This is a genomic window from Xanthomonas phaseoli pv. dieffenbachiae, from assembly GCF_008639345.1.
GTDB lineage: Bacteria > Pseudomonadota > Gammaproteobacteria > Xanthomonadales > Xanthomonadaceae > Xanthomonas > Xanthomonas phaseoli.
The window spans coordinates 1,509,037-1,529,378 of sequence record NZ_CP041380.1 but is presented as its reverse complement, the minus strand read 5'-3'; the positions used below and the strand labels follow the sequence as shown (position 1 = coordinate 1,529,378).

At 65.0% G+C, this 20,342-nt stretch carries 17 protein-coding genes; 11 read left to right on the top strand and 6 right to left on the bottom strand.

Going from position 1 to position 20,342, the window contains the following annotated elements:
* Window positions 1-56: 56 nt before the first annotated feature.
* The 6 genes from asnB to map all read right to left on the bottom strand — a co-directional run bounded on the left by asnB (window position 57) and on the right by map (window position 8,568).
* The gene (gene asnB, locus FLG15_RS07050) at window positions 57-1,751 is read right to left on the bottom strand and encodes an asparagine synthase B (RefSeq protein WP_150145748.1); all 1,695 of its coding nucleotides are present in this window, start codon (window positions 1,749-1,751) and stop codon (window positions 57-59) included.
* A 292-nt stretch (window positions 1,752-2,043) separates the two neighbouring features.
* Complete coding sequence (gene dapE / locus FLG15_RS07045) at window positions 2,044-3,174, bottom strand: succinyl-diaminopimelate desuccinylase (RefSeq protein WP_057679644.1); 1,131 nt, start codon at window positions 3,172-3,174, stop codon at window positions 2,044-2,046.
* 246 nt (window positions 3,175-3,420) lie between these two features.
* Window positions 3,421-3,777, bottom strand: a complete 357-nt coding sequence (locus FLG15_RS07040) for an arsenate reductase (protein WP_057679645.1) — start codon at window positions 3,775-3,777, stop codon at window positions 3,421-3,423.
* Between the two features lie 190 nt (window positions 3,778-3,967).
* Window positions 3,968-5,164, bottom strand: coding sequence for a 2,3,4,5-tetrahydropyridine-2,6-dicarboxylate N-succinyltransferase (gene dapD, locus FLG15_RS07035; protein ID WP_150145746.1), 1,197 nt, complete (start codon window positions 5,162-5,164; stop codon window positions 3,968-3,970).
* Between the two features lie 21 nt (window positions 5,165-5,185).
* Window positions 5,186-7,795 carry a [protein-PII] uridylyltransferase gene (locus FLG15_RS07030; protein WP_150145744.1) on the bottom strand — a complete coding sequence of 870 codons (2,610 nt, stop codon included), beginning with the start codon at window positions 7,793-7,795 and terminating at the stop codon, window positions 5,186-5,188.
* Entirely contained in the window at window positions 7,792-8,568 is a 777-nt protein-coding gene (gene map / locus FLG15_RS07025; protein WP_008576697.1) for a type I methionyl aminopeptidase, read from the bottom strand. The genes FLG15_RS07030 and map overlap by 4 nt, the downstream gene beginning before the upstream one ends.
* Window positions 8,569-8,886: 318 nt before the next feature.
* On the opposite strand from map, the gene FLG15_RS07020 reads away from it, so the two are divergent.
* The 11 genes from FLG15_RS07020 (at window position 8,887) to frr (ending at window position 20,340) form a co-directional block, all read left to right on the top strand.
* Complete coding sequence (locus FLG15_RS07020) at window positions 8,887-9,411, top strand: Csu type fimbrial protein (protein ID WP_057679657.1); 525 nt, start codon at window positions 8,887-8,889, stop codon at window positions 9,409-9,411.
* Window positions 9,412-9,419: 8 nt separating this feature from the next.
* Window positions 9,420-10,190: a fimbrial biogenesis chaperone gene (locus FLG15_RS07015; RefSeq protein ID WP_039574789.1), complete on the top strand. Its 771-nt coding sequence runs from the start codon at window positions 9,420-9,422 to the stop codon at window positions 10,188-10,190.
* A gap of 16 nt (window positions 10,191-10,206) precedes the next feature.
* The gene (locus FLG15_RS07010) at window positions 10,207-12,558 is read left to right on the top strand and encodes a fimbria/pilus outer membrane usher protein (RefSeq protein WP_150145742.1); all 2,352 of its coding nucleotides are present in this window, start codon (window positions 10,207-10,209) and stop codon (window positions 12,556-12,558) included.
* Complete coding sequence (locus FLG15_RS07005) at window positions 12,555-13,589, top strand: Csu type fimbrial protein (RefSeq protein WP_150145740.1); 1,035 nt, start codon at window positions 12,555-12,557, stop codon at window positions 13,587-13,589. The genes FLG15_RS07010 and FLG15_RS07005 overlap by 4 nt, the downstream gene beginning before the upstream one ends.
* 48 nt (window positions 13,590-13,637) lie before the next feature.
* Window positions 13,638-13,970: a hypothetical protein gene (locus FLG15_RS07000; RefSeq protein WP_057679649.1), complete on the top strand. Its 333-nt coding sequence runs from the start codon at window positions 13,638-13,640 to the stop codon at window positions 13,968-13,970.
* A 2-nt stretch (window positions 13,971-13,972) separates the two neighbouring features.
* On the top strand, window positions 13,973-14,686 hold the full coding sequence (locus FLG15_RS06995) for a fimbrial biogenesis chaperone (RefSeq protein WP_057679650.1): 714 nt from the start codon (window positions 13,973-13,975) through the stop codon (window positions 14,684-14,686).
* 434 nt (window positions 14,687-15,120) lie between these two features.
* Window positions 15,121-15,918: a 30S ribosomal protein S2 gene (gene rpsB, locus FLG15_RS06990; RefSeq protein WP_011346896.1), complete on the top strand. Its 798-nt coding sequence runs from the start codon at window positions 15,121-15,123 to the stop codon at window positions 15,916-15,918.
* Between the two features lie 169 nt (window positions 15,919-16,087).
* Window positions 16,088-16,966 carry a translation elongation factor Ts gene (tsf, locus tag FLG15_RS06985; RefSeq protein WP_007962895.1) on the top strand — a complete coding sequence of 293 codons (879 nt, stop codon included), beginning with the start codon at window positions 16,088-16,090 and terminating at the stop codon, window positions 16,964-16,966.
* A gap of 275 nt (window positions 16,967-17,241) precedes the next feature.
* Complete coding sequence (locus FLG15_RS06980; RefSeq protein WP_057679651.1) at window positions 17,242-18,765, top strand: sensor domain-containing diguanylate cyclase; 1,524 nt, start codon at window positions 17,242-17,244, stop codon at window positions 18,763-18,765.
* A gap of 105 nt (window positions 18,766-18,870) precedes the next feature.
* Window positions 18,871-19,593, top strand: coding sequence for a UMP kinase (pyrH, locus tag FLG15_RS06975; protein ID WP_005911727.1), 723 nt, complete (start codon window positions 18,871-18,873; stop codon window positions 19,591-19,593).
* 189 nt (window positions 19,594-19,782) lie between these two features.
* Complete coding sequence (frr, locus tag FLG15_RS06970) at window positions 19,783-20,340, top strand: ribosome recycling factor (protein ID WP_057661986.1); 558 nt, start codon at window positions 19,783-19,785, stop codon at window positions 20,338-20,340.
* Window positions 20,341-20,342 lie beyond the last annotated feature (2 nt).

Sequence of the window (20,342 nt, the reverse complement as noted above, 5' to 3'; positions counted from 1 at the left end):
TGACTGAGCGGCCGGCCATGCAGCGATGCAGGCCGGCCGCTTTAGTGACTGCAGCCTTATGACGCCAGCGCCTGCGCGTGCACCCCGGCAATCGCGCGGCCCGATGGGTCGGCCATCGCGGCAAAACTCGCATCCCAGGCAATCGCCGTTGGCGAGGAACAGGCAATCGACTTGCCGCCCGGCACGGTTTCCGCCGCCGCCTGACCGGGGAAAAACTGCTCGAACAAACTGCGATAGAAATACGCCTCCTTGGTCTGTGGCGGGTTGACCGGGAAGCGTCGGTCGGCGGCGGCCAGTTCGCGGTCGCTCACCTGCGCCTGCGCATGCGCCTTCAGTCCGTCGATCCAGCCGTAGCCCACGCCGTCGCTGAACTGCTCTTTCTGACGCCACAGGATCGATTCGGGCAGGTAGCCGGCAAATGCCTCGCGCAGTACGCCCTTCTCCATACGCGTGGCCCCGCTGCTGGTCTTGTCGATCATCTTGAAGCCGGCATCCATGCGCATCGCCACGTCCAGGAATTCGCGGTCCAGGAACGGCACGCGTGGCTCCACGCCCCAGGCCATCATCGACTTGTTCGCGCGCAGGCAATCGTAGTTGTTGAGCGCATCGAGCTTGCGTACCAGCTCTCCGTGGAATTCGCGCGCGTTCGGCGCCTTATGGAAATACAGGTAGCCGCCGAAGATCTCGTCGCTGCCTTCGCCGGACAGCACCATCTTGACGCCCATTGCCTTGATCCGCCGCGCCAGCAAGAACATCGGCGTGGAGGCGCGAATGGTGGTGACGTCATAGGTTTCGATGTGGCGAATGACGTCGGGCAATGCATCCAGGCCTTCGTCGAAGGTGTATTCGAAACCATGATGCACGGTGCCGAGCGCTGCGGCAGCCACTTCGGCGGCGGCCAGATCTGGCGAACCCTTCAAGCCGATCGCGAACGAATGCAAGCGTGGCCACCAGGCCTCGGTGATGTCGTTTTCTTCGATGCGATGACGGGCGTAGCGCGCGGCCACGGCCGCAACCAGCGAAGAATCCAGGCCACCGGACAGCAACACACCGTACGGCACATCGGTCATGAGCTGACGGTGCACGGCGCGCTCGAATGCTTCGCGCAATTCCTGCAGTTGCACCTGTACACCTTCCACCGCGTCATAGTCGCGCCAGGCGCGCTCGTAGTAGCGGCTCAGTGCGCCGGTGGCGCTGTCGTACCAATGACCCGGCGGAAATTGCGCGGCATCGGCACAGTCGTCCACCAGCGATTTCAGTTCCGACGCCACCCGCAAACGGCCTTCGCGGTCGTGTCCCCAGTACAGCGGCACCACGCCGATCGGGTCACGCGCGATGATGACGCGCCCTTGTGTCTTGTCCCACAGCGCGAAGGCAAAGATCCCGTTGAGGCGGTTGAGATACGAGGCCGGCGTATCTTCGCGATACAGCGCATTGATCACCTCGCAATCGGAGCCGGTCTGGAACGCATACGGCTGCAGCAGTTCCGCCTTGAGTTCGCGATGATTGTAGATCTCGCCATTGACCGCCAAGGCGAGCTGCCCGTCGTCGGAGAGCAACGGTTGCGAGCCGCCCGCCGGATCGACGATGGCCAGGCGCTCGTGCACCAGGATGGCGCCGGTATCGACGTAGACGCCGCTCCAGTCGGGCCCGCGATGCCGCTGGCGCTGCGAGCATTCCAGCGCCTGCCGGCGCAGCGCCTGCAGGTCGTCACCAGGTTGCAGGCCGAAAATACCGAAGATGGAACACATGGAAACACTCCTGAAGAACTGCGGGGGTTGGCGGCCGGTGAGAGCGTGCTGCAAGGATCGACACCCATAAAAAAACCCGCATCGGCCGATGCGGGTTTTTCTGGTTCCTGGGCGTTTGGTGGACGTCGCCTAGTCGCAGACCCGCATCGGCCGCGCACGATTATTCGCGCGCAGATTGTTGCGGTTGGCGTTATTGAGGTTGGCGAGGCGAGTGACCATGTCGCCGACGCTAACGGTTCGGTTGTACCGGCGCAACTGTTTCAGCGGCAACAACGGCGTCTGCGCGGTCCGCTCACTCGACTAGCAGGCGCTCGATCAACCTGCGGTACAGCGCCGGTAGCGCCTGCAGGTCGGCCACGCGCACATGCTCGTCGACCTGGTGGATGCTGGCATTGACCGGGCCCACTTCGATGCATTGCGCGCCCAATGGCGCGATGAAGCGCGCGTCGGAAGTGCCGCCACCGGTGCTTTCTTCCGGCGGCGCACCGGCGAACTCGCCCAAGACCTCGCGCGCGACGCTGCGCAACCGCCCTTCCGGGGTGTAGAACGGTTCGCCGCTGCGGTGCCAGCGCAGCGTGTAGTCCAGCGCATGCCGATCGAGCAGTGCGGTGACTTCGGCTTCCAGGCGCGGCGCGTCCCAATGCGGCGTATAGCGCAGATTGAAGGCCACCTGCAGCTCGCCAGGAATCACGTTATTGGCGCCGGTGCCGGCGTGGATGTTGGAAACTTGCAGGCTGGTGGGCGGAAAGCTTTCGAAGCCATCGTCCCATTGCCGCGCCACCAGTTCGGCCAGCGCAGGCGCTGCCAGATGGATCGGGTTGCGCGCCTTGTGCGGATACGCCACATGCCCCTGCACACCTTTCACGGTCAACGTGCCGGACAGGCTGCCGCGACGGCCGACGCGCAACAGATCGCCCAGGCGCTCGGTGGACGACGGCTCGCCGGTGATGCACCAGTCGATCGCTTGCCCGCGTTCGCGAAACACCTCGGCAACCCGGCGCACGCCATCGATGGCATCGCCCTCTTCGTCCGAAGTCAACAGCACCGCCAGCGTGCCGGGGTGCGTTGGGTGGGCAGCGACGAATTGCTCCGCGGCAACCACGAACGCGGCCACGCTGCCTTTCATGTCCGCGGCACCACGCCCATACAGCACGCCGTCGCGGATCTGCGGATCGAACGGATCGCTGGTCCACGCCTCGCGCGGGCCCGGCGGCACCACATCGGTATGCCCGAGCAATACCAGCACTGGCGCACCGCTGCCATGGGTTGCCCACAGATTCTCGACCTCGCCCAGGCGCAAGTGCTCGCAGCCGAAGCCGGCTGCGCGCAGGCGCTGCGCAATTGCGGCCTGGCAACCGGCATCGGCCGGCGTTACCGAGGCACGTGCAATGAGGTCACAGGTCAACTCCAGCACATCGCTCATGAAACGTCACCGCAGTAGAGCCGCATCGCGGCGTTGATGGAGAAAAGCGCGTCTGCATCGATCGGCGTGGTTTGATCGCAGTTGCCGTCGTGGCAGCGAATCGGTTTGCAGGCAGTACTCGCGTCATTGCCGGTGCGACATCGAACCGCTTACCCAGCCGATGCGGGCGCGATCAACATGCCAGACGTCATGCGCCGCGACGATAGCGGCAACACGGTCTGCAGCACCGTCGAAATCCGCAGTCGCTTAGCCAACGCCGAATAGCTTCTTGAAGCCGTTATCGGAAAAGCCCTGATGCAGCGCGCCCTCGTCGGTGGCGACAAGCGGCCGCCGGATCAGCTGCGGGTATTCGCGCAGCAACAGCTTCCATTCGGCCGCACTGCCCGCCGCCTTGCGGTTGTCCGGCAACTGCCGCCAGGTGGTCGAGGACTTGTTGATCAATGCATCGAATCCACCGACCTGCTCCGCCCACGCCACCAGGGTGTCCGGCTCCGGCTTGTGATCGCGATAGTCGACAAACGTATACGCCACACCAAAACGATCCAGCCACTTGGTGGCTTTCTTGCAGGTATCGCAGTTTTTGAGTCCGTAGAGCGTGGTCATGTGACATATCCCAAAGGGCGGTGCAGATCCCCTCACTTCGTGAAAGGGGTTGCGATGGAACTGCGTGCAACGCGACCGGCAAGCGATCTCACAAGCGCGCTGAGACACGCGGGTGATTGCGGCAATCGAGAGTGCCAAAGGCGCACTCTCGACCGGCGCTGCGCGTCAGCTGTTGCCGATGCGAAGCGGATTAATCCGCCAGACCACGCAACAGTTCGTTGACGCTGGTCTTACTGCGCGTCTTGGCATCCACCTGCTTGACGATTACCGCGCAATACAGCGAGTGCGAGCCGTCCTTGGAGGGCAACTGCCCGGACACCACCACGCTGTACGGCGGCACATAGCCGTAGGAAATCTCGCCGGTAGCGCGGTTGTAGATGCGTGTGCTCTGGCCGATGAACACGCCCATGCCGATCACGCTGTGGTGCCCGATGACCACGCCTTCCACCACTTCCGAGCGAGCGCCGATAAAGCAGTGATCTTCGATGATGGTGGGGCTGGCCTGCAGCGGTTCGAGCACGCCGCCGATGCCGGCGCCGCCGGACAAATGGCAGTGTTTGCCGATCTGCGCGCACGACCCCACCGTGGCCCAGGTATCGACCATGGTGCCTTCGCCAACATAGGCGCCGATGTTGGTGAAGCTCGGCATCAGCACCACGTCCTTGCCGAAATAACTGCCGCGACGCGCCACTGCGCCCGGCACCACGCGCACGCCGGCCTTGCGGAATTCGGCTTCATGGAAGCCGGCAAAGCGCGATTCCACCTTGTCCCAGAACGGCGCCGGCTGGGCGTCGATCACCGCCATCTCGTTGACGCGGAAGTAGAGCAGTACCGCTTTTTTCAGCCACTCGTTGACGGTCCAGCCTCCCTGCCCGTCCGGCTCGGCGACGCGGAACTGCCCGCTTTCCAGTCCGTCGATCACGCGATTGACAATGGCACGGGTGGAACCGTCGATCTCGTCGATAGTCAGCGTGGCGCGCCGTTCGAATGCGCTTTCGATGCCCAGCTTGAGCTCGTCGCTGCCGGCCTGCGGTGCGACGCTGTGCACGGCCTGCTCGGCAATCGGCAGCTTCCTTGCCGCCGCAGCCTTCTTTGCGGCCGGTGCAGCAACCACTTTGGTCGGCTGCTTGGCCACGCGTGGCGCAGCGGACGTTGCGGTCTTGCCGCCCGTCTTGTTTGCAGCGGTTTTCGGGCTTGCCGCATCGGATGCAGCAGCCTTTTTGCCGACAGCGCCCGCTGCTGCGCCCTGTTTGCCGACGCCAACGCCTGGCTTTGAGGCGGCAACAGCCGGCACCTTGGCGGCCTTGCCGCCCGTTGCAGCCGCGCGCTTGGAGGCTGCGGTGGTGGTCGCGCTCTGCTTGCGCGCGGTCTTCTTGCTGGTGGCCATGGGGGTCTCCGGAGTTGCTAGCTAGACAGGGTCAAGGCAGGCGCACAGCGCATCGCGCAGCGCCTGCCGGGCGGATTCGGACAACGGGCGGTCATGCTCGTCGGTGATCTGGAACTGGTCTTCGGCACGTTCGCCGAAGGTGGCGATACGCGCGTCGTGCACGCGCAGGTGCTGCATGCGCAACACGTGCGCGACATCGGCAAGCAGGCCGGGGCGGTCGGGTGCGACCAGACTGATGCGGGTGCGGCGGCCGCCGGCGCTTTCGCTGAACTCCACCCGCGGTGCGAAGCGGAAATGCCGCAGCTGGCGCGGCACCGCACGGCGTGCCGGGCGCACCTTCTGCAGGTCGCCGGCCAGCACCTGACGCAGCGTTGCCGCAAGCCGCTGCGGGTCGCCGTCGGCATAGGTCTCCTGCGGCAACACTTCGAACACGTCGAAGATCGCATCGTGTGGCGCGTCCAGCACACGTGCGCAATGGATGCCGTAGCCCTTGCGATCAAGCGTGGCCACGATGGTCGCAAACAGCCCATCGCGGTCCGGCGAATACACGAACACTTCCAGCGCGTCGTTGTCCGGCACCGCGCGACGCGCCTTGACCAGGGTCTGGCCGATCTCCACTTCGATCAGCGAGGCCGCCTGCCATGCCAATTGCTCGGGACGGAAACGCAGGAAATTCTCGTCCGGCATGCCGGCAAACTGGCGATCGATGGTGACATCGTCGTGCCCTTGCGCCTGCATCAAGGTACGCGCCGATTCGCGCGCCTCGCGTAGCCGTTCTTCGCGCGGTGGTGGGTGCTCCAGGCCTTCGCGCAACGCGCGACGCGCGGCGAAATACAGATCCGCCAACAGCCGATCTTTCCACGCGTTCCACAACTTGGGACTGGTGCCGGCGATGTCGGCACAGGTGAGCAGGTACAGATAATCCAGACGTTCGCGTGTGCCGACCAACGTTGCGAAACGGTGAATCACCTCCGGGTCGGAAATGTCCTGCTTCTGCGCGGTGACCGACATGCGCAAGTGCTGTTCCACCAGCCAGGTCACCAGCTCGGTATCGCCTTCGCTCAGGCGATGCGCCAGGCAGAACGCACGCGCATCCACTGCGCCCAGTTCCGAGTGATCGCCGCCGCGGCCCTTGGCGATGTCGTGGAACAGGCCCGCCAGCAACAGCAGTTCCGGCTTGCGCAAACGCGGCCAGACTTCATGCGCGATCGAGAAGCGTTCGTCGGCGCGGCCGGCGGCAAACAGTGCGATGTTCCGCAGCACCATCAAGGTGTGCTGGTCCACCGTATAGACATGGAACAGGTCGAACTGCATGCGCCCGGAAACGCTGGCGAATGCCGGAATCCACTGGCCCAGCACGCCCAGCCGCGCCATGCGATTGAGCGTTTCCACCGCACGCGGGCCGCGCAGCAATGCCATGAAGCGTTCCCGGGCCGTGGCATCGGCCATGTCGTATGCCGGCAGATCGCGCAGAACCTCGGCCAGCGCGCGCGCGGTCAGCGAATGCAGTCCGCGCACCTCGCGATGCGCGGCCCATTGCGCAAACAGCGCGAACACCTGCAGCACATCGCCGTCTGGCCAGCTCTCGGCGTCGGCAGCCAGGTAGCCGCGGCGCAGGCTGAAGCCGCCGCCCAGAGGCTCCGGCGTCGCTTCGCCATCGAACTGTTCTTCGAAACGCTGCAACAAGCGGTCGCTGATGCGGCGGATCAATGCAGCGCTGCGATAAAAGCGCTGCATCATTTTTTCCACGCCCAGGCTTTCCGGGTCGTCGGCGAACCCCAACCGTTCGGCAAGGGTCTTTTGATAATCGAACCGCAGCCGCTCTTCCGGCCGGTTGGCCACGATGTGCAGACCGAAACGCAGCCGGGCAAGCTCTTCGCGCTCGCGACGCAACGCGGCGGCCTCGTCGAAGCCGACATGGCCCAGCCCGACCAGGGCCTCCAGGTCCTTGACCCCGAACGCGCGCAAGGCCATCCAGCCCAGCGTCTGCAGGTCGCGCAGACCACCGGGGCCATCCTTGATGTCGGGTTCGAGATTATCGGCGGTGTCGCCGAAGCGCTGATGGCGCGCCAGCAATTCCTCGCGCTTGGCCTGGAAGAAGTCGCGCGGCGGCCACACCTGCGGCGGCGCGATCGCCGTCGCCAGCGCAGCGCGCGCGGCGGCATCGGCCACCAGTGCGCGCGATTCGATCAAGGCAGTGAGCACGGTCTGGTCGGCGGCCGCAGCAGTGCACTGCGCCGGCGAGCGCACCGCGTGACTGATCGGCAGGCCCACATCCCAGAGCAGCGCAAACAAGCGCGCCAGGGCCTGCTCGTGCTGCTGTTGCGCGGCGGTGTCGCCCAGCACCAGCACATCCACATCCGAGCGCGGAAACAACTCGCCCCGTCCGTAGCCGCCAACCGCATGCAGCGACAAACCGCTATCGGCCGGCATGCAGCGCATCCAGGCATTGCGCATCAATTGGTCGACCGCGCGGGCGCGCAGCGCCACCAGACGCTCGATCGGCTCGCCCTGGTCGAAGCGTTTGCACAGGCGCATGTCCGCATGCACCAGCAGCGGACGGGCCTGCGCGGCCCAGTCAGCGTCGCCGGCGACGCCCGGGTCGGGTCGCTCCGCCGGCGTGTCCGTCATACCGGCGCGGGCGAATTGGCCGACAGCGTCAACACATCCACGCCGTCTTCGGTGACCGCAACCATGTGTTCCCACTGCGCAGACAACTTGCGGTCCTTGGTGACCACGGTCCAGCCGTCCGGCAGCGTCTTATGGTGATAGGTGCCTTCGTTGATCATCGGCTCGATGGTGAAGGTCATGCCCGGCTTGAGCACCAGCCCTTCGCCCGGACGGCCGTAATGCATGACCTGCGGCTCGTCGTGATACACCTTGCCGATGCCGTGGCCGCAGTAATCGCGTACCACGCTGAAGCGCTCGGCTTCGGCGAACTTCTGGATGGCATGGCCCACATCGCCTAGCGTGGCGCCCGGCTTGACCGCCCGGATGCCGCGCCACATCGCTTCATAAGTCGTTTCGACCAGGCGCTTGGCCATCACCGACGGGGTGCCGACGTAGTACATGCGGCTGGTGTCGCCGTGCCAGCCGTCCTTGATGACGGTGACGTCGATATTGACGATGTCGCCGTCCTTCAACACCTTGGCTGCACTCGGGATGCCGTGACAGATCACGTTGTTGACCGAGGTACACACGCTCTTGGGGAAACCACGATAGCCGACATTGGCGGGGATGGTGCCCTGCACGTTGACGATGTGGTCATGGCAGATGCGGTCCAGCTCGGCAGTGGTCACGCCCGGCTTCACGTGCGGTGCCACCACATCGAGCACCTCGGCGGCCAAGCGGCCAGCGACGCGCATCAGTTCGATTTCTTCTTTGGTTTTCAGATTGACGCTCATGGCCACGATTATCGCCGATCCGGGCTGAATCTGAACGACCCGCGCCTGCGCTTTTTGTGTGGATACCGCAACCGGTAGCAAGCGGACCGCACAACGGAAAACCGTCGCGGCTGCCTATTCATGCGTGACGCCGTGCACGCAGCGTCAAAAAAGGCCCTAACGGAGTCATCCGTAAGACATCCCACTTTTATCAATAAAACCAGTCAAGACAGCTAGATAGCGTGTGAATTCGGCGTTATGTTTGGCACAGCTGATGCATTGCAGGGAAGGCGACGACTCGTCGCGTCATCAATGACCAGAACGGTCAAGGAAATGTCCATGCGTACTGTCCGCCCTGTCCTGCTATCGCTCGGCCTGCTCTCGACCATTGGCATCGCGAGCGCGGCAGACACCACCACCTTCAACGTCAAGATCGCGGTCACCAAGGCCTGCACGATTACCGCTGCGTCCGCCACGGACGTCGACTTCGGCTCGGTACTCTCGACCTCGACCGCCAATGCCGACGCCAACGGCAGCGTGACCGCCCAGTGCACCGCGTTGACGCCGTACAACATCGCGCTGAGCGCGGGCAGCAATGCCGGGACGGCCAACGACGTCACCACCCGCCGCATGAAAAATACCGACGCGCTGGTGACCACCAACAACTACATCGCCTACCAGCTCTACCAGGATCTGGGCCGCAGCACGGTCTGGGGCAGCACCACCGGCACCAACACGCTCAGCCGCACCGCCACCGGCCTGAATCAGGTCTACCCGGTCTACGGTCGCGTGACCAACCCGTCGGCCAACAATCCTGCGACCGGTAGCTATCAGGACACGATCACTGCCACGATCGTCTATTGAGCCCGCGCATGCCTGTGCATCACCGCCCGTTGTCACGTCTACCTGCCTGGCTGATGTCGGCCGGGCTGGCGATGACGCTGGTCATGGCCAACGGCGCCCTGCCGACGCCGGCGCATGCCGCCAGCCTGCAGCTGGCGCCCACATCGCTGAGCCTGAGCGCCCAGCAGACCGCCGACGGCCTGTGGCTGAGCAACAGCGGCAGCGCGCCGGTCCAGGTGCAGACCCGCGCCTATCGCTGGACCCAACGCGATGGGCAGGATCAGCTCGATCCCACCCAGGATCTGCTGGTCAGCCCGCCGATGCGCACCCTGGCCGCTGGCGAGCGCCAGTTGATCCGGGTCATCCGCGCCGGGCCTGCCCCGAGCGGACAGGAGCAGTGTTACCGCATCATCGTCGACGAGCTGCCCAGCGCCGATGCCGACCGCAAAGGCATGCAGTTCGTGCTGCGTTACTCGGTGCCGATCTTCTTGCTGCCGCCCGGCAACGCCGAACCCTCGCCGACCCTGAGCGCGCAAGTGGTTGCCGGCAGCGACGGCAAGGCGCAGATACAGATCAGCAACACCGGCACCGGCCATGCGCAGGTCGCCGACCTGCGGCACCAGGTCGATGGCGCAACCAAGACCGCATTGAACGGCTTGGTCGGTTATGTGCTGCCCGGGCAGACCATGCGCTGGTCGCTGGATGCGCCGCTGGCGCAGTTCGGCCGCGGCACCATCATCGCAAGGATCAATGGTGAGGCTGACGAACGTACTTTGTTGGCCGCGCCGACGGCACCGTGATGCGGCGCGGCTGGCGATGACGCTGCTTGCGACCGCCAGTTGCCTGGGCAGCGCCGCAGCCGGCGATCTGGCCGATGTGGCGTCGCTTCCCGATCAGCCGCCACCCAGCGCCACGCCACAGCCGCAAACGCTGTATCTGGACGTGACCTTAAACCAGGCCGACCGCGGCTTGGCACCCTTCGAACTGGTCGACGGGCGGCTCCGCGGCTCGGTGGAAACCCTGCGCAAACTCGGCTTCATCCTGGCCGACCGCGTGCCTGGCGAAGTGGTCGATCTGGACCGCCTGCCCGACGTGGAAGTGCGCTACGACGCCGCGCTGCAGCGGCTCGCGCTGCAGGCGCCGCTGGCCCAGCTGTCGTTGTCCACTACCGTGCTCAAAGCCGAACAAGTGGCCCCGCCCAGCGCCACCGCATCGCCAGGCATGCTGCTCAATTACGACCTGTATGCCACCCGCAACGCCGGCGTCAGCAGCGCGTCGCTGGCCACCGAAGTGCGCGCGTTCGGCATCGGGCGTGGCATGGTCGATACCACCGCGGTCTTTCTGGCCTACGACCGCCCACAGGACAACCGCTGGCGCAGCGAAGCGGTGCGTCTGGACAGTGCCTGGCAGATGGATTTCCCGGACAGCGCCACCAGCCTCAGCGTGGGCGATTTCTATAGCGGCTTTGTCGACTGGAGCCGCTCGATCCGCCTGGGCGGCGTGCAGATCGGCCGCAATTACGCCTTGCAACCGTATCGGGTGCTGACCCCAACGCCGAGCTTTCTCGGCGAAGCGGCAGTGCCTTCCACCGTCGAGCTGTATGTGGACGGCTTGCGCCAGTACAGCGGCCAGGTGCCGGCCGGCCCGTTTCAGCTGGCCGCGCAACCGGGCATCAGCGGCACCGGCCAGGCGCAGATCGTGGTGACCGATGCGTTCGGACGCGTGCGTCGGCTGGATTTTGCGTTCTATGGCACACCGCAGCTGCTGGCGCGCGGCATTTCCGAATGGTCGGCCGGCATCGGTCATCTGCGCCGCGACTACGGCGTGCGCTCGTTTTCGTATGACCAACGTCGTGTGGCCAGCGCCACCTTTCGCAAAGGCCTGCGCGAGGATTTCACGATCGAAGCGCATGCCGAAACTGGCGGTGGCGTGATCAACGCAGGCGCAGGCGGTGTGTGGCTGCTTGGCGTGGGCGGTGTGTTCAATGCCGCCTACGCGCATAGCGAGATGGACGCGCTGCGTGGCGGCCAGTACGTGCTGGGCTACGCCTGGAACAACCGGCGTTTCAACGTCAATCTGGGCAGCCAGCGCACCCATGGCGATTATCGCGACCTGGGCGCACTGCAAGGCGCCCTGCCAGCGCGCGTCAGCGACCGTGCAGCAGTCGGGGTCAACGTCGACCCGATCGGCTCGCTCGGCACCAGCTATGTGCGGCTGAGCTATCCGCAGGGCGATACCTCGCGCTATGCCAGCGTGTTCTGGTCGCGCAATTTCGGGCGCAACTGGGCGGCCAATCTGTCGGGCAATCAGAATCTGGATGTCTCCAGCGATCGCAGCCTGTACCTGTCGCTGTCGACCACCTTCGGCGAAGTGCGTCAGGCCAGCGCATCGATGCAGCGCAACGGCGACCGCACCGGCTTGGTGGCCGACGTCAGCCAGCCACTGCCTGGCGATGGCGATCTGGGCGGCATCGGCTGGCGCCTGCAAGGACGTGCCGGCGACGATGCCAGCGGCGGGCTGGCCGAACTGGGCTGGTTGAACCGGGTCGGTCGTTACAACCTCGGCGCAGCAACCCAGGATGGCGATACCTTCGGCTATGCCAGCGCCAGCGGCAGCCTGGTGTGGATGAACGGCCGCACCTTCGCCGCGCGCGATATCCAGGACGCGTTCGCGGTGGTCTCCACCGACGGCCAGCCCGGCATTCCGGTACGGCTGGAAAACCGCTTGATCGGCGTCACCGACGCGCGCGGCACCCTGCTGGTGACGCCGTTGCAATCGTGGCAGCGCAACCAGCTCTCCATCGACACCCTGAGCCTGCCGGCAGACCTGCGCGTGGACCGTGTCGACACCACGGTGACACCGCGCCAGCAATCCGGTGTGGCGGTGCGCTTCGGCATTACCCGCGTGCGCGCCGCCATCATCGTGCTGCACGATGCGCACGGCGCGCCGCTGCCCGTCGGCAGCGTGGTACAGCGCGAGGGCAGTACCGAGCGCGTGGTGGTCGGCTACGACGGCGAAACCTATCTGGACAACCTGCAACGCGACAACCGCATCCTGGTCGACCTGCCCCAGGGCCGCTGCGTTGCGCAGTTCGCGTATCCGGCCGACCCGGGCGGCATCCCGCGGGTGGGTCCGCTGCAGTGCATCCCCGAGCAGACCACCCCATGAGCATGTCCACGCTTTGGCGCCTGATGCTCGCGCTGACGATCGCGATGCTGTGGCTTGGGCCCAGCGAGCGGGCGCACGCAGATACCACCTGCACCGTCACCCTCGGCACGCCATTGGCGTTTGGCAACGTGGCGGCCAACGGCACCACCGATGCGGTGGCAACCCTCAACGTTTCCTGCGCGACCGCCGCGCTCAGCGTACTGGGCTATGCACAAGTTAGCCTCTGCCTGGACCTTGGCCCCGGCAGTGCCAGCAGCGGCGCGTATGCGCCTCGTCGCATGCTCAACTCCACCAGCGACAGCCTGGATTTCCAGATCTACAGCGAGGCAACCCGTACGCAGATCTGGGGCGCCACCGGGTCGGCGGCCCCCTCGCCGCGGACATTGACGCTGTCTTACAACGTCCCGGTGATCACCGGCGGCTCGCAGACCGCCACCATCACCGTGTACGGGCGGATTCCGGCCAACCAGATTCTCTCGGTTGGCAACCACACCAGCAGCTTTGGCGGCGCCGACACTGTGCTGCGCTACTCCTACAACGAAAGCATCACCGGCGTACCCTCGCTGCCGAGCAGCTGTACGGCCGGCGGCACCGGCTCCAAGACTGCCAGCAACGCCTTCCCGTTCACTGCCTCGGCCACTGTGCCGGCACGCTGCAATGCCTACGTCACCACCGATCTGGACTTCGGCAGCATTGCCGGCAGTATCGACGCCGCGATCGATCGCACCTCTACCATCAGCCTGGCCTGCACCAACCGCACCGCCTGGAATATCGGCCTGGACAATGGCAGCAATGCCAGCGGCAGCGTGCGGCGAATGCGTCACGCAACCAGCGCCAACTACGTCAACTACGAGCTCTACAGCAATACCGGCCGCAGTAACCGGTGGGGCACCGTCATCGGGGTGGACACGCTGTCCGGCACCGGCAATGGCACCACCCAGACGGTCACCGTTTATGGACGCGCGCCGGCCCCGCAGCTGCCGATTGCCGGCGCCTACACCGACACGGTGACCGTCTCCATCACTTACTGACAGTTAATAAAGTTCGTATCGGGGGCGTCGCTATTTCTTACGTCTCCAATGCAAACGATTGCCTCCATGACGCTGGTCACCCTCCTGAAACGACTGGCCCTGGCTGCGCTTGCCTACGCCGCGACCTCTACCGCGGCGAACGCGGCCACTGCGCAGGGGCCGGAAAACTCCACCCTGCACATCGGCCTGCGCCTGCTCAGCGGTTGCGAACTGCGTACCGCGCCGCCGCGCGCCAGCTGCTCCAGGGGCACGCCGATGGCGATCGCCGAGCCGCCCAGCAGCAATGAGGCAGCCGCCGTCACCAGCACCGGCCAGGACGCCAGCGCACTTGCCGGGCCGATGCCCGCCGGCGCTGCGCGCATCACCACCATCGCGTTCTGAGCATGGCCACTGCCCGCTATCTTCGCGATCTGATGGCCTCGGCCCTGGTCCTGGGCTGCGTGGCAGCAAGCGGCGCCGCGAGCGCTGCCGAGATCGCCATCGCGCCGACCACCGCGCATATCCCGGCCGACAGCGACCAGACAACGGTCTGGCTCTACAACCAGGCCGCACAGCCATGGCGTGCCGACGCCAAGCTCTACCGCTGGCGCCAGGACGGCGAGCGCGAACTGCTCGAGCCGGCCAGCGGCGTCACGGTCAGCCCGTCGCACTTCGAAATTCCGCCGCAAGGCCGGCAACTGCTGCGCGTGATCCGCCTTGGCCCCAGCCCCAGCCAGGCCGAAGACAGCTACCGGCTTGTCGTGACCCAGCACGCGATCGGCAACGAGACCGACCTGCTGCGTTATTCCACCCCGGTGTTTGCACAGCCCAGCCAGGCCAGCGCAGTGCAACCGGCGTTGCACGCCAGCCTGGCCGGGCACGGCAGCCAGCGCGCGTTGCGTATCTACAATTCCGGCTCCAGCCATGCACGCCTGGCCGACCTGGCGTACATCGATGCCGGCGGCACCCGCCGCAACATCCGCGGCGACCTGGCCGGCTACGTCCTGCCCGGCCAGACCCGCCAATGGACCTTGCCCGCCAACCTGCCCGCAGGCAGCGGCCGCTTCGTGGCGCGTATCAACAGCGACATCGAGAGTACATTGGCCCTGGAGCCGTGAGGGCCGGGATTGGGGATTCGCAAAAGCGTTGCTGGCCTGGCCGTCCTTCGGCATGTGCGACACGACCGGTCATTCGCGATCCGCTCTAAACCAATCTCTAATCCCGACTCCCGAATCTCCCAGCGATCACTGTCAGCTGCCTCAGAACCATACCAATTGCACCAAGTCACCCAGCCAGCTATACTCCGTCGGCTGTTTTGCGTCTCTTGCGCATTGCGTCGTCCACGTCGGACGTCACCGACGAATTCACACCTGCTGCCGCCATCCGCGCCGGGGTGCCCTCACAAGGGGTTCGTCGCGGAGGCAACAGGGAAGCCCAACCCCGGAATCTTGTGCGATTTGATGCGAGTCCCTCGCAACGGCCCGCACATCCATGTGCGGACTTTTCAACAACAAGCCGCGCACGGCGATTCCGCTCTTACGGAGTTACTGCAATGCCCCAAGTCACCATGCGTCAGATGCTGGAAGCCGGCGTCCATTTCGGCCACCAGACCCGCTACTGGAACCCCAAGATGGCGCCGTACATCTTCGGCGCTCGCGGCAAGATCCATATCATCAACCTCGAGAAGACCGTTCCGCTCTTCAACGACGCGATGAACTTCCTCTCCTCGGTTGCGCAGAAGCGCGGCACCGTACTGTTCCTGGGCACCAAGCGCAGCGCGCGCGAGTCCATCAAGGAAGAAGCCGAGCGTTGCAACATGCCGTTCATGACCCAACGCTGGCTGGGCGGCACGCTGACCAACTTCCGCACCGTCAAGCAGTCGGTTGCCCGCCTGAAGGAACTGGAAGCCGCTGAAACTGACGGCACCTTCGACAAGCTGGTCAAGCACGAAGTGCTGGGCCTGCGTCGCGAGCGCGAGAAGCTGGACGCCTCGCTTGGCGGCATCAAGGAAATGAACCGCCTGCCCGACGCGATCTTCGTGATCGATATCGGCCATGAAGACATCGCCATCAAGGAAGCCAAGAAGCTCGGCATTCCGGTGATCGCCGTGGTCGATACCAACTACGATCCGGCCCTGGTCGACTACGCCATCCCGGGCAACGACGACGCCATCCGCGCCGTGCAGCTGTATGCACGCGCCGCTGCCGATGCCGTGCTGGAAGGCAAGGCTGCTGCGCCGAACTCCGCTTCTGTTCGCGAAGAAGAGTTCTCGGCCGAGTCCGCCGACGAAGGCAAGGGCCGTCGCGCTCCGGCCAAGAAGGGCGACAAGAAGGCCGACGCCGCCGAGTAATCGGCGTGCAATGCGGCCGCACCATGCTGTGCGGCCGCAGCCCCGACGGCGCCCTGTCGCTCCGTCGCCGAGGCGACTGAATACATCTACGGGGGCGGCGGCATGCTGCACCGTCTCCTACTGGCGGAATCACTTCCGCCGCACGCATTCGTCCATATGAGGTAATTCCATGGAAATCACTGCTTCCCTGGTCAAGGAACTGCGCGAGCGCACCGGCGCCGGCATGATGGAGTGCAAGAAGGCACTCGTCGAAAACGCAGGCGACATCGACGCCGCGGCCGAGTGGCTGCGCAAGTCGGGCCTGGCCAAGGCCGACAAGAAGGCTGACCGCGTTGCCGCCGAAGGCCGCATCGCCACCGCCCAGGCCGGCGGCAAGGCCGTACTGGTCGAAGTCAACTCCGAGACCGACTTCGTCGCCAAGGACGAGAACTTCCTGGCCTTCACCGAAGTCGTGGCCAATGCTGCCCTGAACTCGGATGCAGCCGATGCCGAAGCGCTCAAGAGCGTCAAGCTCGACAGCGGCGAGACCATCGAAGAGCGTCGCGCTGCGGTCATCGCCAAGGTCGGCGAGAACCTGCAGGTGCGTCGCCTGGTCCGTATCGACAGCGCCAACAACGTCGCCGCCTATGTGCACGGCGGCCGTATCGGCGTGCTGGTCGAGCTGAAGGGTGGCGACATCGAGCTGGCGCGCGGCATCGCCATGCACATCGCCGCCATGAACCCGCCGCACGTGAAAGCTTCCGACGTGCCGGCCGATTTCATCGCCAAGGAAAAGGAAATCGAGCTGGCCAAGATGTCCGAAAAGGACAAGGCTAAGCCGGCCGACATCCTGGAAAAGATCATCAGCGGCAAGATCAGCAAGATCGTCAACGAGGTCACGCTGTACGGCCAGCCGTACGTGCTCAACACCGACCAGACCGTCGAGCAGGCAGTCAAGGCCGCCGGCGCCGACGTGATCGGCTTCCAGCGCCTGGCCGTTGGCGAAGGCATCGAGAAGGTGGTGGAAGACTACGCTGCCGAAGTGATGAAGCAGGCCGGCCTGGCCTGATCTTCCCCGCTCGGGAAAAAGCCGCGGCATGCCGCGGCTTTTTTTTGCCTATTGGTCACGCATCCGCACACGGACGCGAACCTGAAGCGGACGCATCCGGCACCGCAGCAAGCGGCCTCAACTCTACAGATGTCATCGACATTGCCGTTACCCGAAGATGCCGACCAGGCTTTGGCGTTCATCACGCGTGTTTTGTGGCGCGGCGATGGCCGAGCATGGCGCGCCCCACTCAACGACCGCAGCTGTATGCTTGTGGCCACTGTTGGCTATGACTCATGCAACCAGATCTCCAGGCCGCCCTGCACTACTGCCGCAACCTGCCCTCGCCGCCCGGGGTTGCGCTGCGCATCATCGAACTTGCGCAGGATCCGGACGTGGACATGACCACCACGGCCAAGATCATCGGCATGGACATGGCATTGAGCGCACGCATGCTGCGGGTGGCCAATTCACCGCTCTACGCCAGTCGCCGCCGCATCGACAATCTCGGCCAGGCGCTGACCATGCTCGGCCTCAACGCGACCTTGAGCCTGGCATTGGGCTTTTCGATGGTGCACGGCGTGCGCAGCACCTTCATCGCCCACCCCTTGCATGAGCGCATCTGGCGCCGCGCCGGCCTATGCGCGCTGGCCAGTCGCATCCTCGGCCAGGCCTACGGCATCCGCAAACCCGAAGAATTGATGCTGGCTGGCCTGCTGCAGGACATCGGCAAGCTTGCCCTGTTGCAAGGCGCGCCCGATCTCTACGGGCCGCTGCTGGAACAGGCCGCCGACAACACCGCGCTGCTGAATGCCGAACGCGAACAGCTGGGCGCCACGCATGCCGAAGTCGGCGCCTGGCTGGCGCATCAGTGGCAATTGCCGCCGTATCTGCAGAATGCGATTGCGCAGAGCGAAGAAGAACCGGCCGGCCTGGAACCGTTCATGGCCTGCGTGGCGCTATCCGGGCGCCTGGCCGATATCTGGCTTTCGGCCAGTGCGGTCGCTGCAACCGAACATGCGCAGCAACAGGCCCAGGACGTGCTGGAGCTCGATGCCGAACGCTTCGAGAAAGTGATCGAACGCATCGCCGAATCGTTGCCGGAACTGGAGGCGCTGTTCGACATCCGCATGCCGCAGCCCGAGCACATCCAGATGATCTTCGAGCAGGCGCGTGAACTGGCGATGCTGCGTAGCCTGCGCGAGTTGCAGGACGTGGCCGAAGCGCGCCGGCATGCCGACGAATCGGAAAACCGCATGCGTCACCTGGCCGAACAGGCCAGTCGCGATGCGCTGACCGGCGTGTTCAACCGGCATCAGCTCGGTACTGCGCTGACGCATGAGTTCGAACTGGCCTCGCGCCAGGGCTGGCCGCTGTCGATCGCCTTCATCGACCTGGACGACTTCAAGCGCGTCAACGATGCGCACGGGCATCTGGTCGGCGATGAAGTGTTGCGCAATTTCGCGCAAACGCTGCAACGCATGGTGCGCACCAGCGACCTGGTGGCGCGCTACGGCGGCGAAGAATTCCTGGTGATCCTGCCCAATACACCCGCCGATGCGGCGCTGATGGTGATCGAGCGCATCCTGGCCGAAACCGCACGCACGCCGATGGCGCAACTGCAGGGCGGCCCACTGCATATCACGTTCTCTGCGGGTCTTGCCACGCACGGCGGTGCCGAGCGCCAGTTCGACAGCATCGACCATTTGTTGCAGGCCGCCGACAGCACGCTGTATCGCTCCAAGCATCGCGGCCGCAACCGCGTCACCGCATACGATGCGACCGATGTACCAACGCCGCCGAACCCGCGCGCGCACTGAGCAACCGGTCACGCCACTACCGACAAAGGAATTTTTACCACGTCAGGTGACAGGCTTCCGCTAGAATTGTCGGCGTTTGCCGATCCCCCACCCCCGAGGTTTCCCATGTCCGAACTTTCCTATCGCCGCATTCTTCTCAAACTTTCCGGGGAGGCGCTGATGGGGGACGGGGATTACGGCATCGATCCCAAGGTGATCAACCGCCTTGCCCATGAAGTGATCGAAGCCCAGCAGGCCGGCGCGCAGGTGGCCCTGGTCATCGGCGGCGGCAATATCTTCCGCGGCGCCGGCCTGGCCGCCAGCGGCATGGACCGCGTCACCGGCGATCACATGGGCATGCTGGCCACGGTGATCAACGCGCTGGCCATGCAGGATGCGCTGGAAAAGCTTGGCGCCAAGGTGCGCGTGATGAGCGCGATCAAGATCAACGATGTCTGCGAAGACTTCATCCGTCGCCGCGCGATCCGTCACCTGGAAAAGGGCCGCATCGCGATCTTCGCCGCCGGCACCGGCAACCCGTTCTTCACCACCGACTCGGGCGCGGCGCTGCGCGCGATCGAGATCGGTGCCGACCTGCTGCTCAAGGCAACCAAGGTCGACGGCGTGTACGACAAGGACCCGAAGAAGCACACCGATGCGGTGCGCTACGACAGCCTGACCTACGACCAGGTGATCCTGCAGGGCCTGGAGGTGATGGATACCGCCGCCTTTGCACTGGCGCGCGACAGCGACCTGCCGCTGCGCATCTTCGGCATGAGCGAACCGGGCGTGCTGCTGCGCATCCTGCATGGCGAGCAGATCGGCACGTTGGTGCAGGGCCGTAGCTGAGGCGGGGAATCGGGATTGGGGAATCGCAAGGCGCAGTACCGCAAGCTGTGCGGCGATCTCCAACCCGCGGACCCGGCACCTAGAAAGGGGCGGCAAGTGAACCGGCTGCGCGGGTGCTGGCGGCCCGCGAGTCGTGAAACCTCAGTCCCGGCTATAATCTCCGGATTCAGCTCCACACGGATTCCGGCGATGCTCACCCAGATCAAACAAGACGCGCAGACGCGCATGACCAAGAGCATCGATGCTCTGCGCCATTCCCTCACCACCATCCGCACCGGCCGTGCCTCGCCGGCGCTGCTGGACGGCATCAAGGTCAAGGCCTACGGCGCCGACACGCCCCTGAATCAGGTTGCCAGCATCAGCGTGTCCGAAGGCCGCTCGCTGGTCATCAGCCTGTTCGACAAGGGCATGATCAAGGACGTGGAAAAAGCCATTTATGCCTCGGATCTGGGCCTGACCCCGACCGTGGTCGGCACCGTGATCCGCCTGAACCTGCCGCCGCTGACCGAGGAGCGCCGCAAGGAGCTCAGCAAGTCCGTGCATGGCGAGGGCGAAGACAGCAAGGTGGCGATCCGTAACATCCGCCGCGATGCCAACCAGCAGGTCAAGGATCTGCTCAAGGACAAGGCCGTCACCGAAGACGAGGCCCGCAGCGCCGAAGACGACATCCAGAAACTGACCGACAAGTCCATCAAGGACGTGGATGAGGTCGTCAAGGGCAAGGAACAGGAATTGATGACGGTCTGATC